Below are 15,833 nucleotides of genomic sequence, written 5' to 3'. Positions count from 1 at the left end.
GTTTCGTGTGAATTCAATACCCGTCTGCAAGTGAGGTCGAGATGTCAAACGAACCCAGAGTGATCGGTGCTGTTCCCGGCAGCCAGAATAAACCGAACGCAGACAAGGCAACCAAGCGCAAGAATACAAAAGACGCGATCCGTCGTACGTTCCTGACGCGCCTTCCCAAGGGTGGCGTGGCTGTTGAGATCGGTGTCTGGCAGGGCGAGTTTTCTCCGACAATCCTGAAATTGCTTGAACCCAGTCAGTTGTTTCTGATCGATCCCTGGAAACATATTGGCGAGGAATCGCATACAACGGCGTTTGTCGGCCGGACCGAAGACGAAAAGATGGAAGCCATCTTTCAGAAGGTCGTCGCGTCCTTCGAAAAAGAGATCGAGGAAGGCAAGGTTGGCATCATTCGCGATTTCTCGGTGCCGGCATTAAAGCTCTTTGACGATGAAAGCATTTCATTTGCCTATGTCGATGGGGATCATTCTTACGAGGGCGTTACTGCGGACCTGGAGGCGTTGTTTCCCAAGATCAAAGCGGGTGGGATCATGGCGTTTGATGATTACCACCGTCGCGGTTGGTGGGGCGACGGGGTGATCCGGGCCGTCAACGAGTTTCTGGGCAAACACCCCCGCGAATTGCGTATCCGGGCAATTGCTGGTGCGCAGATCGCTATAGAAAAAATCACTCCGCAAGACGACAGCAAGAAACAGGGCGACTAAGCGTCTGGGGTGAATGGCAGTGACGAACAAGCCTGAAAAAATCCTCATCTCTGCAATGAAAAATGAGGGCCCATATATTCTGGAATGGGTGGCTCATCATAAAGTTTTGGGTTTCGACCGGATCATTGTTTACACCAACGATTGCACGGACGGTACGAACAGAATTCTGCGCCGTCTTGAGGCCCTGGGTCATGTTGAGTTTCACAGAAACCGCGTGGGAACAGGCGGGATTCACAGATCAGCTCTGAGGCAGGCCCGCCGTTTGCCCGTAGTGAAAGAAGCCAAGTGGGTCTATGTCTGCGATGCGGATGAGTTTCTGAATATTCATGTCGGAAACCATAAGGTGGACGACCTGATCGAGGCCACACCGGGTGTGGATGTCATTTCCATTCCATGGAAGATATTCTCGAACAGCGGTCGCCATGTGTTGCGCGACGCGCCAGTGACGCAGCAGTTTTTCGATGGTGAGTTGGAGTATGAGCAGGGCGGGGCGGGGCGCCGGTTCGTCAAATCGCTTTTCCGGCAGGGTGAAGTCTATCTCCGCTATGGTATGCACAACCCGCATCCCAAGTCCGAGTTTGAGGCAGGTGTATTCCGGTCCGTTCCCGGGGGGCACGCGAAAGAGCCCGCACCTTTTGGGAACCATGTTGCACCGCCTTTTGGATTTGAGATTGCACAGATCAATCACTATGCGGTCCGCTCCACACAAGCCTATCTGGCCAAGCGCAGCCGTGGGCGGGCCAACCACTCCTCCCAGACGCTGGGAACGGAATACTGGGACCGCTGGAACCGGGGTGGCGCGACGGATGAGACGATCCTCAGGTACAAGGGCGAAGTTGACGCACTGATGGCGGAGTTTCAGTCCGATGGGCGGCTAGCTCGGCTTCACCGAAAAGCATTCCTGTGGCACAAGGCGTTGATCGAAGACCTTCTCAAACAGCCAGAATACAACGCGCTTTACCAGACGCTTGTTAATAAGCCGGCTGTTGAATTTGTTGCTAAAGACCGCGGATTGCACGCGCGTCTTTCGGCAGACAAGCAACCGTCTTCCAGCGTAAAACAGCCTGAATCCTGAAAAACCCGCCTTCGGAGAAACTGCATATGGCCGCGGAAAATACTCTTCCCACAATCGGAATGCTCTGGTTGGAAGGTCCTCTCAGTTTTCTGGAGCAGATGTGCCTTTTGTCTTTTGTCGCGAACGGACACAGGGTCGTGCTGTTCCACTATGACGAAGTCGAGAATGTACCCGAAGGTATCGAACTGGTTTCGGCGAACGAAATTCACGAACCGCAGCGGTTCATTATGAACAACCAGTTTAAAACACCGGTTCCGCAATCTGATATTTTCAGGCTGCAGCTGATGCAAAAAACCGATTTTCTCTGGTGCGATACGGATGTGATTTCTTTGAAACCGATCCCGAAAGCGGATCATATTTTCGGTTTCTTCAATCGCAATACGATCTGCAATGCGATCATGCGGTTGCCGTCCGACAGCCCCGCGCTGAAAGCGTATACGGAATACAGTCTTGATCCATTCCCGATCCGTCCTTGGGTAGAAGGTGAGGAACGCGAGAATCTGGAACGCCAGAAAAAGGCCGGTGAGTTGCCTCATGCCTCGGATCAGGCACACAGTGTTTACGGACCCGGTGTCATGACGTGGTTTCTGCGACATCATGGCGAGATAGAACACGCCAGCCCACCCCCGGTGTTTTACCCGTTGCCGTTTCGGCAAACGGGGCAGGCGAACGACATTCCAGCGCGGGAGTTTCGAAAAAAGTACCTTACGGATCAGACGCAGGCCGTCCATCTTTGGGGCCGTCGGATGCGTTGGTGGATTGCCAAGGGTGTAAAACGTCATTCATTTCTGGATCGAAGGCTGCGCGGTTTGGGGATCAGTCCTGCCAATGCACCTTTGCCACGCAGAGGGCGGGGCGCGCCGCAGAAAATCGAGTTTCCCGACTCGCTTCCGGATTTGCGGATCAGCAAAGAGGAAATCAGTGAAGCCACCAACGGCGTGATGTCCGTAGCTCAGGTCGCAAATTCTGAGCAGTTCTTCAAATTGGCCCAAGTTGAATTAGATAAGATAAAAGACAAAGGGCTTTATGGGGTGAATGACAAACCCCAATCGGGTCAACAGCGAGGTTGGGATCACTATGCCAATGACGCATTGCGGTTGAATGCCATGTCTATGTCATTGTCAAGATTTGCCAACAATCAGCGCTATTTGCCTGATTTGAGCAACCCAAAGACCGTGACTGAGAAGATGCTGGTCATGAAGCTGTTTGCCGAGATGCCCGAAGTGTCGGCGGCGGATAAGTTGACGGCGGAAAGTTATATCCCAGAACCAGCCAGGAACCTTGTTACACCGGTGAAGCGCTATTGGGTTTCATCGTCGCCTGAGTTGCCGGAAGACCTCGATCTCGAGCCCGGCAGCTATTGGCTCAAATGCAATAACGGGCAGGGGCAAAACCACAGGATCACTTGGCCCATGAACACAGAAGACCGCAACCTGGCCAAGGAAAAGCTTACCAACTGGAGCAATAAACCCATTCCCCACGGCTTCTGGGCGGCAGAATGGTGGTATTCCACGATCGAAACGCGCTATTTCCTCGAGGAAGATTTGGCGGTTGAAGGTCAGGACATCATCGATTGGAAATTCTGGGTTGTCGCCGGAAAGGTCCAGATTGTTCAGGTCGACCGGGACCGCTCTCGGGGGCATGTGCAGATGATCCACGACCGGGATTTCAACTTTATCCCGAAAGAGCTGTACTTCCAGACAAGCGATGACACCGAGCCCAAGCCAGAGGTCTTTGACGATATGGTCGCAATAGCCGAAGCGGTTGGGCAACGTGTCGAGTTTGCGCGGGTGGACCTTTATGTAATTGGCGACAAGATATATCTTGGCGAAATTACGCTCTGCCCGTTTGGCGGAAAACGCAAGATGCGTACGCCTGAACTGGATGTGCAGTTGGGTGAGGCCTGGGTCGGCACCCGTCTGTTCCCGAACTGATCAGGTTACTCGACGGCGATTTCCTGACGCAGCTTTCCTGTTGTCTTGTCAAAGATCAGGACGCGGTTGTCGTCGGTCACGACCGCATACCAGTTGGACCCGATGGTCAGGGCCTGTGCCCGGGCACCGTCGGGCAGGTTGATCTGATCTGGCAAGGCAGGTGTGCGGTCCGATAGGCGGATGACAATCAGGGCGAATGTCACTAGAACCCCGCCAATCATCACCGCGGTCAGCAGCATGACCATTCGCCGCAGCAATCGCAGCTGCGGGGTTTCCTGCGGTTCTTGGGGTTCGGAAGGGACAGTCATGGGCACCCGCCAGATTGAGTTTCAGATCGCGGCTGATCCGCCGCCTCGCCTTGATAAGGCGCTTTCCCGCGATGTGCCAGACGGTGAAAACCTGTCGCGCACGCGGCTGGCGCGCCTGATCGAGGATGGCGCGGTTCGGATCGACGGGACCCGGATTCAGGACCCAAAGGCCAAAGTGTCCGAAGGGGCGCAGGTCGCCATAACTGTAGCCGAGGCGGAAGACAGCCATATCGGTGCTGAAGACATCCCGCTTGAGGTTGTTTTCGAAGACGCAGACGTGATCGTCGTCAACAAGCCAGCAGGCATGGTGGTGCACCCCGCGCCGGGCTCGCCCGGGGGTACGCTGGTCAACGCCTTGCTACACCATTGCGGTGACGCTTTGTCAGGTGTTGGGGGGGTGAAACGCCCCGGTATCGTTCACCGGATCGATAAGGAAACCAGCGGTCTTCTGGTGGTCGCCAAAACGGACGCCGCGCATCACGGGCTGGCCGAGCAATTCGCAGCACATAGCGTCGAGCGCTATTACCGTGCTGTGTGTTACGGGGTTCCGGATGCAAGTGATCCTCGTCTGCGCGGCGTCAAAGGTGTCAGCTTTGAGCCGGGCAACATCATGCGTGTGACGACCCAGCTTGCGCGGCATAAGACCGACCGTCAAAGGCAGGCGGTGTTGTTTCATGGCGGGCGCCACGCGGTGACACGCGCGCGGGTTGTTGAAACATTTGGTGCGCCTGCTGGTCTGGCTTTGATCGAATGCTGGCTCGAGACCGGGCGAACGCACCAGATCCGCGTTCATATGGCCCATGCCGGGCATGGGCTTGTCGGGGATCCGGTCTATGGTGGAAAGCGGAAGCTGGCGACCAAGGCGTTTGCGCCTGCCGCTGCCGAATGCGTGTCCGGCTTTCACCGGCAGGCGCTTCACGCCGCCGTATTGGGGTTCGAGCACCCGGTGACGGGCGAAAACCTGCGGTTTGAAGCCGAACTACCGCAAGATATGGAGAACCTGATTGCCGCACTTCGCGCTCCGCTGACATAATAAGCAAAGTCCTGTGAGTAAGAGTTTCTTATCTTTCCTTCATGAAAGATTAATTTCAGACTGTTAGCAGCACCTCTTGAACAGGATGGGTTCTTTACCCATATCCTATGTTAAAGACTTAAACATTTGTCGGAGGGACATCATAATGGCAAATTACGCAAATCTCCCCGCGCCGACGCCCGAGGGCGGCCTGAACCGCTATATGCAGGAGATTCGCAAATTTCCCCTGCTTGAGCCGGAAGAAGAATACATGCTGGCCAAGCGCTGGGTCGAAGAGCAGGACACAGAAGCCGCGCATAAGATGGTGACATCGCACCTGCGGCTGGCGGCCAAGATTGCCATGGGATATCGCGGCTACGGTCTGCCGCAAGCCGAAGTGATTTCCGAAGCCAATGTGGGCCTGATGCAGGCGGTCAAACGTTTTGACCCTGAAAAAGGCTTTCGCCTGGCGACTTATGCCATGTGGTGGATTCGCGCCTCGATTCAGGAATATATCCTTCGGTCATGGTCGCTGGTTAAACTGGGCACAACTTCGGCGCAGAAGAAACTGTTCTTCAACCTGCGCAAAGCCAAGGCGCGCATCGGCGCACTGGAAGAGGGCGACTTGCGCCCCGAAAACGTCGCGCAGATTGCCAATGATCTTGGCGTGACCGAAGAGGAAGTGATCAGCATGAACCGCCGTATGTCCGGCGGGGACGCGTCCCTGAATGCCACGGTTGGGTCCGAAGGCGAAGGGACGATGCAATGGCAGGACTGGCTTGAGGATGAAGACGCCGACCAGGCCGGAGACTATGAGGCGCGCGATGAGCTGGAAGCGCGTCGCGAGTTGCTGGCTGCGGCGCTGGACGTGTTGAACGACCGTGAAAAGGACATCCTGACCCAGCGCCGCTTGCTGGATCAGCCGGTGACGCTGGAGGACCTTAGCACGCAGTACAACGTCAGCCGCGAGCGGATCCGTCAGATCGAAGTTCGCGCGTTCGAGAAGCTGCAAAAGAAAATGCGGGATCTGGCACGTGAAAAAGGGATGCTGGGTGTCAGCTGACCAAAATACCAGCCTGCAATAGCTGCGGGTTGGTTTTTCATCTGTGCGAAGAAACCTCCTCTTTGCGCACATGCATGGCGCGTCCCGACAGATCATCACCTGCTGAACGTCTGCGGCCGCTATCCAAACTGTGAAGCCAAAAGAATGGCCGCAGGGCCAAAGCTATGGTACGGCAATGACGCGTTTCATTTCGATGACGGTGTGACAGGTCGATCCTGCGGACCTCACAGGGGCACGAACTCTTTGAGGTTCGGAAATCTATGGAGAGCGTTATGCAAAAACCGGTTCAGTTTGGCGTGTTGGGAGCCGCGAAATTCGCGCGTGAATACATGGCACCAGCGATACATGCCGCCAACGGGGCGCGACTGGCTGCGCTGGCGACGTCAGACGCGGAAAAGGCTGAACCTTTTTCGTCGTTCTGTCCCGATCTGAACGTGTTCGAAAGTTATGATGCGCTGTTGGCGGACCCCGGTATTGATGCGGTCTACATACCACTGCCCAACCATCTTCATGTGGAATGGAGCCTGAAAGCGCTGGATGCCGGCAAGCATGTGCTGTGCGAAAAGCCGATGACTATGAAGGCGGATGAGTTTGAGGCATTGATCCAAAAGCGCGACGAAAGCGGCTTGCTTGCTGCCGAGGCGTACATGATCGTGCATCACCCCCAATGGCAACTGGCACGTAAACTGATTGCGGATGGTGCAATCGGAAATCTGGTGCATGTAACCGGGGCGTTCAGTTTCGACAATCGGGCAGATACCCAGAATATTCGAAACCGCGCTGAAACGGGCGGCGGCGGATTGCGTGATATCGGGGTTTACGTGATCGGCGGAGCGCGCTTTGCAACGGGGCAAGAACCGGTGGCGATACAGTCAGCCATCCGTTGGCAGGATGATATCGACATCTTCACCGAAATTCGCGCGCAGTTCCCCGGTTTTACCTACTCAAGCTACGTGTCCATTCGGATGCATCCTCATCAGGAAATGGTGTTTCACGGGGACAATGGCCTGATCCTCCTGACAACTCCGTTTAATGCGCGTGTGTTTGGTGAAGCCCGGGTCGAGTTGCATCGTCCGGGGCTTGAGGCGCTGGTCACCCGGTTCCCTGGAGCAGACCACTACAAGCTTCAGGTCGAGGCCTTCTGCCGCTCGGTCAGGGAAGGGGTAGAGTATCCCTGTCCGCTGGAGTTTTCTCGGGGGACGCAAGAGGTGATTGACCGCGTGTTCGACGGCGCAGTTTCGCTGTAACTTGCCCTTTGCGCGCGGGCTCGGCTATCCTTTTGCTTACGTTTAGCAGGAGATGACCCATGGCCGGAGGCTGGGCGCGCGACGGCGCAGTGAGCGAACAGATCGAAGCGTCGATTTCGGATGAACTGGCGCGGATGCAGGCGCAAAAGCGGCCTGTTGGTGAAAGCCTGACCCATTGCGCCGAATGCGAAGAGCCGATCCCTGAGAAACGCCGCGTTGCTTTGCCGGGCGTGAAGCTGTGCCTTGAGTGCCAGCAGGAACGGGATGGTGCGTACAAGGCACGTGGCGGCGTCAATCGGCGTGGGTCAAAAGACAGCCAGTTGAAGTGATCTCAAGTACGGCTGCTGAGAGCCCATTGTGACCAATGCTGCGCTGAGGACGAATGACGGTTTCTTCATTGTGCCGTCTTCATCGTACACGCCGAGCTCGGTGTCACCAAGCAAATGCGCTCCGTCGAAGTTTGCGGTATTTTAAAGCGTTTCCAGTTTACGTAGAATCATATCCGGCCTCGCAAAAGTAGTTCCAGCATTCTTGCGGGGTGTAGAGATCGCAGATTTCGCTGAGGGCGTTGAACAGCTCGGTGAATGATCGCGCTCCAATGCGCCTCAGGTGGGCTTTGAGTTTTGAGAACGCCATCTCGATCGGGTTCAGGTCCGGGCTGTAGGGTGGCAGGAACAGGACCCAGCAACCGTGTTCGCGCAGGAGCGCTTCGGCGTCCTTGTTGCGATGGGTGGCCAGGTTGTCGAGGATCACGGCAGTGCCGGGTTAGATCTCCGGGATCAGCACGTCGCGGATGTAGGCGGCAAAGGCAGGGCCGTCCATCGTCCCTTTGATGACCCAAGGTGCGATCAGATCGGATGGCCCCAGTCCGGCGATCAAGGTCTGGGTTCCCCATGACCCAAATGGCGCAGATGCCGTCAATCTCGTCCCGCGCAGGGACCGCCCCCGGAGGCGTGTCAGGTTCGTTTTGACAGAGGTTTCGTCAAGGAAGACAACGCGTTCAGGCATCGTGCTGATCGCCGGAACGCGATGATCGAACCAATCGGCCCTTGCGCGTCTTACTTTTGCGCGCTTGCGTTCATCCGCAATGAGGCTCTTTTTTTGTACGTGTATCCCAGCCGCTTGAGCGCTTGATCAATACCAGAGACTGACGCGGTCACGTCATGCGTATCGGCCAAGGCCCCCTGCAACTCCCTGAGCGTGATGTCCGGGTCTTGATGGATCAGCTCGATGAGAAAATCGTGGTACGGAGCCAACCGCCCATGTCCGGTATTGCGCGGGTTGTCGGCAGGCGTCAGGCGCAACCCGCGTTTGAGCCTTTGAGACAGACGCGATGCCGACGCCGCCGAAATCATCAGACGGCGACCAATCTCGCGGCCCGTCAGGCCTTGGGCAAAGAGCAACTCAAAACGGGCACGAATATCGGCGGAAAGCGGATTGGGCATGAACTGATCCTCCTGAACAGGATGAATCAGAAAACACACCTCATGGGAACCCCCCCCTTGATTCAACGAAAGCTGAAACCGCTTTAAGTCTCAATATCTACAATCCAAACTTTACTATCCAACATATGCCAAACTCTTCAGAGGCGTCAGTCTCGTCTGAAATCTCTTATCTGCTTGACTTGAAGCGAAATGGGCTGCGATTGTCTCATCGGTAGGGGGTACCGCATGTCTGTTAGAGATTTGTTGACTGTAAAGGAGCCACTTGGGCCGATTGATCAATCCGACATTTCAGACGAGTCTGACGCCGCTGAACTGATCGAACTGGTTCCGCCCTTTCTTCACTCTCTTGAACGACGGGCATCAATTATACTGGGTAGGAAGGGATCAGGTAAATCCTCTGTTCTCTCAGGATATAAGTCCTACAAAACAATTGCTGAACGGTCGAAAGGAATCTCGGCTGGTTCTTTGCCTAACGGCGACTATGTCGTCCCGATTGTAACTTGGGATCATTTCCATGATATGGTCCGAGGCGTAGCTAGACAAAGAGCACTCGATCTCGAAGACTTAGGCGATCCAGATCTAATATCACCAGAAAAAGTAGCGGAGTATTGGTTTGAAGCCGTATGGGATGAAGTAATTAAGTTTTTCTATACGCATTTTGTAGAGTCTGCTGACGAGGATTTCGTTGAACCGATCAGACGCTACTTCGAAGCAGAACCACTAGGACTTGACGAACAGAGTGACACTGAGGCCTTCGAAAAACTATTCGATAATGCTAAACAGAAAATCTCTAAACACCTGCAAAAAAAGAACAGAAAGTGCTACGTTCTGTTCGACAGTATGGAGAAATATCCTGTCAAGAACCAACTCTTCTACTTGGTAGCAGAGGGATTTCTGCGTTCTATCAGCAAGTTCAATGCAAACCATCCCGACATTGATATTATTTTTTGTTTTCCAGAAGAACTTGAGGCAGAGTTCCGGTCTTCTAACTATTTGAAAGATTTCAAGGGTGCGTATCGCTTGCGTTGGAAGCCAATAGATCTACTAAGAGTTGTCGCCCACCGCTACCGCCTTTTTCTTAAGGAACATGATCCCGAGTTTTACCACGATTTCGCAATAGATCTGGACTTCCGTGAAAGAGAAGGAGTACAGATTTTTTTTGATAAAGTGCTGCCATCTGACATCGAAAACAGGCTCGGTCACAAGGAAAATCCCCTCGCTTACCTAGTGCGGCACACTCATTTAGTCCCAAGGCACATCCTGCTCACTATGAATAAGATTATCTTAGATTCTCACGAAGAGACGGGTGGCTACAGGAGGCTTTTGCGGGACTCAATAATCAAAGGAGTACACGAAACGGAAGAGCTAATCTGCGAGCAAATGCTGTCACCTTACAAAGTTCTATTCCCGCTGTTGTTGGATAACCTGCCACGCGTGATCGCCGATGTAGGCCCAATCGCGACATATCAGGAAGTTTCGAAAATCCTGGGCCGCCTCAAAGGTCTCACCGAAGTCGAACCACACCAAATGTGGAACATCCTTTATGAAATTGGCATTATCGGAAGGTTGGAGGAAAACGCGAAGGACGCCGCTTCAAGTAAACAACGATATCTCTATGGGAGATTTCATTGCGTTGAGGGTGGGCAAATCGGAGCAGCGACTGATGCACTTTATTGCTTTCACCCAACTTTCTCAAAATACTATGGGCTAATGCGGCGCGGTCCATTTAAGGAATCTTTTGTTTATCCGAGCGGTGTCGAAGTGTTCTCGGTACAATGAATATATATCGCGTTTCCTTTACTTTCGGGCTACTTATTCTGGTAGTCGGATTTGCATTGTCACTCGCCTATGAGGATCCCTACATTTTCCGCCGTTTTGGAGCATTGACTACCGGTTATGCCGCATGCCTTGTAATTCTGCAAATAGCGCTCGAAAACCGCTTTGAGGCTTCCAAAGAATTGAAAAGCGAAATGAAGCCGGAACCCATCTCTCCAACACGAGAGAGGTGGTTCAAAAAGCGATCAGAAAAAAAGTTCGAAGACTACTCAAAGAAGAGGATGACAATAGCAAAGATTGTTGCTGGACTAGCATTGTTAGGTGAAGTTACTCACGGCTTTGGCGATTTTCTGATAAAGCTCTTTCTTTGAGTATAAGGCCAATGCCTTGGAGGTACGCCGATAGCAGCGATTGGTTCAAATGCAGCGAAAACTCACTTTGTCCGCCAGTGTACGTTTTCATCACCCTGAGGAACACGGTCTGCAATAGACCGAAAGCTGCCGAATGCATCCGCAGCGTCTATGTTGAGCGGAAAGGTCGGCTCAGGGTGACGTGCTCCCCGCAGAGTCCGCGGTTATTAGTTCGCCCTGTTCAGGGTTTGGTCCTCTACTGACCGTTGGTGATACTCCCGCGGGGTGAGCCCGTCGAGGCTCGTATGCGGGCGATGGTGATTGTAATCGTCACGCCAGGCCGCGATCAACTCTCGGGCGTGGCGCAGGTTGTCGAACAAGTGCTCGTTCAGGCACTCGTCCCGGAGGCGGCCATTGAAGCTCTCCACGAAGCCGTTCTGCATCGGTTTGCCGGGCGCGATGTAGTGCCACTCGACCTTCCGGTCTTCCTGCCATTTCAGAATGGCATTCGACGTCAGTTCGGTCCCATTATCGCTGACCACCATGCAGGGATAGCCACGCGTTCGGGCGATATCATCGAGCTCACGGGCAACCCGCTGGCCGGAGAGTGAGGTGTCCACGACCGCGGCCAGGCATTCCCGGCTGAAGTCGTCTATGACGCAGAGCACCCGGAAACGGTGGCCATCGGACAGGCTGTCCGAGACGAAGTCCAGCGACCACCGCTGGTTCGGCCCTTGCGGGATCGCCATGGGCGCACGCGTTCCAATGGCGCGTTTCCGCCCGCCGCGCTTGCGCACGCTCAGCCCCTCTTCGCGGTAGATCCGGTAGAGCTTCTTCCAGTTCACCTTCCAGCCCTCGCGGCCGAGCAGCAGGTGCAGCCGACGATAGCCGAAGCGCCGCCGTTCGCTGGACAGCTCCTTCAGCCTCTCTCGCAACTCGGCGTCCGCAGGCCTGGTTGATCCACGCCGATAGACGCGCGGATCTATCCCGGCCAAGGCACAGGCCCGCCGCTGGTTGTAGTTCTTCTCTGTCATGGCCCAGTCCACGGCTCTCCGCCTTGCACCGGGCTTCAAAAGTTTTTTCCCAGCATCTCTTTCAGCGTTGCCACATCAAGCATGTGCTCAGCCAGCATCTTCTTGAGCTTGGCGTTCTCGATCTCCAGAGCCTTCAGCCTCTTGGCTTCAGACACTTCCATGCCACCATACTTCGAACGCCATTTGTAGAAAGTGCCATCGCTGATGCCGTGCTTCCGGCACAGTTCCTTCGCCCCCATTCCGGCTTGGTGCTCCTTCAGGATGCCAATGATCTGCTCTTCGCTAAAACGGCTTTTCCGCATCGTCTGTCTCCTCGCTTGGAGAACAGGCTAACTTCAAATCGCGGACTTTTCAGGGGAGCACGTCAACGTTGGGCGAGGCCCGGTTTTTCTTGGATATTCTCAACCTTGAAGCGCGCAACAGGCAGTAGACCGAAGGTGCTACCAACGGCTTTAGCCATGACCACCGCTTTGGCGAGGACGAGTGAATCCCTGACAGAACCGCGAGATTTGCTAGAGCGCCAGTAAAATGGTACCAATTGGGAATTCACCGAGAGAAATTTTAAAGACAAAATAGGTATCTGAGATGGACCATGTTGAGATCCCGATCGTTGGTGCTGACACTGGCCTTGAAGCCGCGCTCAAAACCATGATCAGCGAAGAAAGGCGCGCGGTAGTTGTCGATTTGCCTAACAATCCAAGGGTGATAGAAGCAGATCTTGTGGTCCATGCGCTCAATTTTGGTCGGAAAAAGACGGTGCGGCAGCTAGTCCCTAGGGTCAAGTGCATTGATCTGCTTTCGCTCGGGTCTGATTTTTCGAAATCGCCTTTGATCGCCAATGAATTAAGACTTCAGATCGAAGAGAAATTAGATGGGGCACGAGCGCTTTATGGTCTAGTGCAGCGAAGACCTGGAAGAGCTCTGTTGATGACTCGACACGAAATTAATCGCGACATGGTCAGATTTGGGCACGATTATTGGCGATGTACTTCGAAGCGGCGGGTACATTTTTGGACAACACGCGATCTGGTTGACGGATTAAAGTGTCCTAGGGATCATACAAAATGCTACCTCGTATCAGGATAAAATCGTGATTACCGAGTTGATTACAAAGCTGAAAGGACTTTTTTCGAACAGTTTTTGGTTTGGCAACTTTCTTCCGGTCGCAATCGTGACCGTCTTTCATTTGCTTCTGATCGAGTATGCCCACCCAGGGACTGCGCCTATCGGCGAATGGTGGACGGCGAGTTTGTCTGAGCAAGCGAGCACGACGACCTTAGCTGTCGTCGGGTTAGTTATCCTGGCGTATACGCTCGGAGCCTTTACCCCGGCTATCCGCAATATCCTAGATGGTCGTGCACTGCCGAGAAAGTGGCATGACAAGCTTAGATATGACCGGATCAAAGAATGGGATAGAGAGCAGAGAGCTGACACCCAACTCGCAGGACTGCTTTTGGGTTTTGAAGCCACCATCGAATTGGGCGACGGGCTGGATTTGAAACTTTTGCCCAAGCGCGAGGATGCGCGCGGCACAGCCTCACGGTTGTCTTCTGTGAGCAAACAAATCGCCCAATTGAAGTCACGTGCCCGGAAGAAAGAACCGCTGGGCGGAGTCGCAGTACAGGATGCATACAATGAACTGAAGCTGATCGTTGAGGAAACCAACCAGTCGAATGCCTCTGCGAATAGCGATGATTGGATCGAAACCGCGAGCGTACTGAAGCAGATATCAGAATTGAAAGAGATAGTCGCACCGGCGATTGCTGACATTCTTTATCAGACAAAGGTCTTTTCTCAAGACGTTCGACGTACGGACATCGCAGCGACCAGGATTGGCGACGCGCGGCTGATGCTCGAGAGCTACAGTAAGAGGACATACGACGTTGAATTCGAATATCTTTGGCCCCGAATGCAGTTGGTCATGGCTCAAGATTCGGAGGCCGCGAAGCGCCTGAGCGACGCGCAAGCCCAATTGGATTTCGCGGTACTTTTGTTTGGCCTTCTTCAAACAATACCGGTCTTCTGGATAATAAAGTTTTTTCTAATGTCCGCTCCGGTCGCCGTACTCGCTGTTGCGGTCGCGTCCGTCGCTCTGATGTGGTTTGTCTACGAGATGGCTGTGCAAAGCCAGATCGCTCTTACCCACCAGGTTTGGTCGGTTATTGACAAACACCGACTCGCAGTGCTCCGGGACGTCACGCATCTTGAGAAACCCAAGTCACTTCTGGAAGAACGTGATCTTTGGCAAATGTTGCGGGTGAGTGCGAGCGCTGAAGGGGCCATTGACTTGTTCTACAAAAACGATGGGTGACCTTTGGAGCATCTTTCAAAATTCTATCTCGTCCTAGCGGTTATCGCGGTGGTGTTTCTGCAGATACCAAGTTGTTTTTCGAACCCGACGTTCAAGGCCACCAGGGATCTCGCCCCTAACTTAGCCATCACTGAGGGATCGCTAAGCCTGGTTGTTGACGAACCTTTGTTTCCCCTAAAAGCAGTCGGGGTGGGCCAAACCATTCGTTGGAAGGACTTGGTGACCCGGCCGATTAGTGACTCGCGGCTTGGGCAAGTTCCTCTGGCCATCGACATTAAGCTCAGCGAAGCCGCACAACTCAGACTTTCCAACGGGACCAAGCTTTCGATCTGTCCAGGCCCTATATCGGGCGAATTTGTACGGCTCGAATGCGGGCTTGGGGTCGAAGACTGCCTCGCGATCTTGCGCGTTGGTAGCGAGGATCGTGACAAAGCCAAAAGCGAGGCGATGCTGACGCTAAGACAAGGCAACGAGTGCGGGTGAACTCATGAACTATGATCAGAATGAACAGACACCACCGAACAGATTGGAGATCGAAGCTTTCGCGCGTGGCGGAACTATGGAGACTCCTTATGAGTTCAACGGTCGCTGGGCCAAGCTGACGCCCTCAATACTGGGAGCTGGCATTTTGGAGTTTCGTTTGAAGGCGGGTGCATGGAGACCCCAAAAGAGCCTTCTAGAACCGTGCCCACCGGACGGCTATTCGGGCAACGCAGCTCCGGTTGATCAAATGATTCGTAAGGACTGCCTGTACGGCGCACTGCTCGGTAAACTTGGCGGAGGGACAGCCGACCATATCGCCCCATCTGAAGACGGCACAAAACCTGGAAATACCTTCGCAATTGGTTCCTTCTGTGTTTTGAACGTGGATGCATCGGATAGAAATGCGCCCCTCTATATTGGCTTCAACTGTATTCAGCGGCCAATTGAGATTTGGGATTTCGATCTAGAGGTCTTCAACCGCAAATAACGTATTCCAAGGTGCCCTCACGTACTTCAACCACAATGCACTTCGCGAGGTCAAGCTAGCGGATTGAACGCTACACGGAGTCCGGAATGTAAAACAGCTTAGGTTTGTCCATTGTAAGCCATGCAGTTTAGAATGAGTATTGGTTCGCAAGTCTTGAGCGTGGATCAAACCCTGCTGGAGACAATCGATTCACACCCGAAGTCGCTGCAATGTATCCGTCCGGCTTCCCCGCTCTGACGGCGTTCGGGAGAGAGTGTTAAAGATGTCCACTATCGATAGTGGACATCATGGGGCGCTCTATGGCGGGCAAGAAGGGTCAGAAGAAGCGGTTTTGGTCGGATGACGAGAAGCGTTCGATCTGTGCGCAAACGCGGGCATCGGGTGTATCGGTTGCGCAGGTGGCGCGTCGGTATTCGATGAACACCAATCTGATCCACAAATGGCTCCGTGACCCCCGTTTTGCGCCTGAGGAAGAACCCGATGAGGTTCGGGATGCCGCTGATGTGGAGTTTGTGCCAGTCGAGTTTGCGGATGCCGTGCCGTTACCGTCCCGCTTCGACATGCGCGTTTCCGCCCCGGCATTGAGCGAGCCGGT

At 54.0% G+C, this 15,833-nt stretch carries 15 protein-coding genes and 1 pseudogene; 13 read left to right on the top strand and 3 right to left on the bottom strand.

The features are described 5' to 3' along the window. Positions 1-41: 41 nt before the first annotated feature. The 3 genes from AC2FND_RS05935 to AC2FND_RS05925 are packed head-to-tail and all read left to right on the top strand — an operon-like array spanning position 42 to position 3,722. On the top strand, positions 42-713 hold the full coding sequence (locus tag AC2FND_RS05935) for a class I SAM-dependent methyltransferase (protein WP_209595900.1): 672 nt from the start codon (positions 42-44) through the stop codon (positions 711-713). A gap of 19 nt (positions 714-732) precedes the next feature. Beyond that, entirely contained in the window at positions 733-1,788 is a 1,056-nt protein-coding gene (locus AC2FND_RS05930) for a glycosyltransferase family 2 protein (RefSeq protein WP_496768518.1), read from the top strand. A gap of 26 nt (positions 1,789-1,814) precedes the next feature. After that, the gene (locus AC2FND_RS05925) at positions 1,815-3,722 is read left to right on the top strand and encodes an ATP-grasp fold amidoligase family protein (protein WP_496768516.1); all 1,908 of its coding nucleotides are present in this window, start codon (positions 1,815-1,817) and stop codon (positions 3,720-3,722) included. Positions 3,723-3,727: 5 nt separating this feature from the next. Here the strand turns inward: AC2FND_RS05925 and AC2FND_RS05920 are convergent, their stop codons facing one another. Beyond that, positions 3,728-4,030 (bottom strand): DUF6476 family protein, encoded by a 303-nt coding sequence (locus AC2FND_RS05920; protein ID WP_480565221.1) that lies wholly within the window; start codon positions 4,028-4,030, stop codon positions 3,728-3,730. On the opposite strand from AC2FND_RS05920, the gene AC2FND_RS05915 reads away from it, so the two are divergent. The 4 genes from AC2FND_RS05915 (at position 4,029) to AC2FND_RS05900 (ending at position 7,681) form a co-directional block, all read left to right on the top strand. Beyond that, positions 4,029-5,063: an RluA family pseudouridine synthase gene (locus AC2FND_RS05915; RefSeq protein ID WP_496768514.1), complete on the top strand. Its 1,035-nt coding sequence runs from the start codon at positions 4,029-4,031 to the stop codon at positions 5,061-5,063. The genes AC2FND_RS05920 and AC2FND_RS05915 overlap by 2 nt on opposite strands. 145 nt (positions 5,064-5,208) lie before the next feature. After that, positions 5,209-6,105, top strand: coding sequence for an RNA polymerase sigma factor RpoH (rpoH, locus tag AC2FND_RS05910; RefSeq protein ID WP_209504218.1), 897 nt, complete (start codon positions 5,209-5,211; stop codon positions 6,103-6,105). A 272-nt stretch (positions 6,106-6,377) separates the two neighbouring features. Then, positions 6,378-7,352, top strand: a complete 975-nt coding sequence (locus tag AC2FND_RS05905; RefSeq protein WP_496768512.1) for a Gfo/Idh/MocA family protein — start codon at positions 6,378-6,380, stop codon at positions 7,350-7,352. A gap of 59 nt (positions 7,353-7,411) precedes the next feature. Beyond that, positions 7,412-7,681 carry a DksA/TraR family C4-type zinc finger protein gene (locus AC2FND_RS05900; RefSeq protein WP_496768510.1) on the top strand — a complete coding sequence of 90 codons (270 nt, stop codon included), beginning with the start codon at positions 7,412-7,414 and terminating at the stop codon, positions 7,679-7,681. 157 nt (positions 7,682-7,838) lie between these two features. On the opposite strand, the pseudogene AC2FND_RS05895 reads toward AC2FND_RS05900, so the two are convergent. Beyond that, positions 7,839-8,797: pseudogene (locus AC2FND_RS05895) on the bottom strand (IS630 family transposase). A 225-nt stretch (positions 8,798-9,022) separates the two neighbouring features. Between AC2FND_RS05895 and AC2FND_RS05890 the strand changes: the two are divergent. Both AC2FND_RS05890 and AC2FND_RS05885 read left to right on the top strand, forming a co-directional pair. Beyond that, positions 9,023-10,576, top strand: a complete 1,554-nt coding sequence (locus AC2FND_RS05890) for a P-loop ATPase, Sll1717 family (RefSeq protein WP_496768508.1) — start codon at positions 9,023-9,025, stop codon at positions 10,574-10,576. Then, on the top strand, positions 10,573-10,944 hold the full coding sequence (locus AC2FND_RS05885; protein WP_496768506.1) for a hypothetical protein: 372 nt from the start codon (positions 10,573-10,575) through the stop codon (positions 10,942-10,944). The genes AC2FND_RS05890 and AC2FND_RS05885 overlap by 4 nt, the downstream gene beginning before the upstream one ends. 206 nt (positions 10,945-11,150) lie before the next feature. On the opposite strand, the gene AC2FND_RS05880 is transcribed toward AC2FND_RS05885, so the two are convergent. Continuing rightward, positions 11,151-12,259 (bottom strand): IS3 family transposase gene (locus AC2FND_RS05880; RefSeq protein WP_496768504.1). Its coding sequence is split into 2 segments (ribosomal slippage): positions 11,151-12,010 and positions 12,010-12,259, totalling 1,110 coding nucleotides; the frame shifts between segments, so codons are not numbered across the junction. 788 nt (positions 12,260-13,047) lie between these two features. Between AC2FND_RS05880 and AC2FND_RS05875 the strand changes: the two genes are divergently transcribed. From AC2FND_RS05875 to AC2FND_RS05860, 4 genes are all read left to right on the top strand, one after another. Further along, positions 13,048-14,268: a hypothetical protein gene (locus tag AC2FND_RS05875; RefSeq protein WP_496768503.1), complete on the top strand. Its 1,221-nt coding sequence runs from the start codon at positions 13,048-13,050 to the stop codon at positions 14,266-14,268. A gap of 3 nt (positions 14,269-14,271) precedes the next feature. Continuing rightward, a complete protein-coding gene (locus tag AC2FND_RS05870; protein ID WP_496768501.1) occupies positions 14,272-14,751 on the top strand; it encodes a hypothetical protein in 480 nt (159 codons plus the stop codon). Between the two features lie 4 nt (positions 14,752-14,755). Beyond that, positions 14,756-15,238, top strand: coding sequence for a hypothetical protein (locus tag AC2FND_RS05865; RefSeq protein ID WP_496768499.1), 483 nt, complete (start codon positions 14,756-14,758; stop codon positions 15,236-15,238). Positions 15,239-15,537: 299 nt separating this feature from the next. Further along, positions 15,538-15,833 (top strand): transposase (locus tag AC2FND_RS05860; RefSeq protein WP_496768497.1); only part of this gene is annotated, 296 nt, incomplete at its 3' end.

The organism is Ruegeria sp. BHSB056, from assembly GCF_059613305.1.
This window is presented reverse-complemented; position numbering and strand designations above follow the sequence as displayed.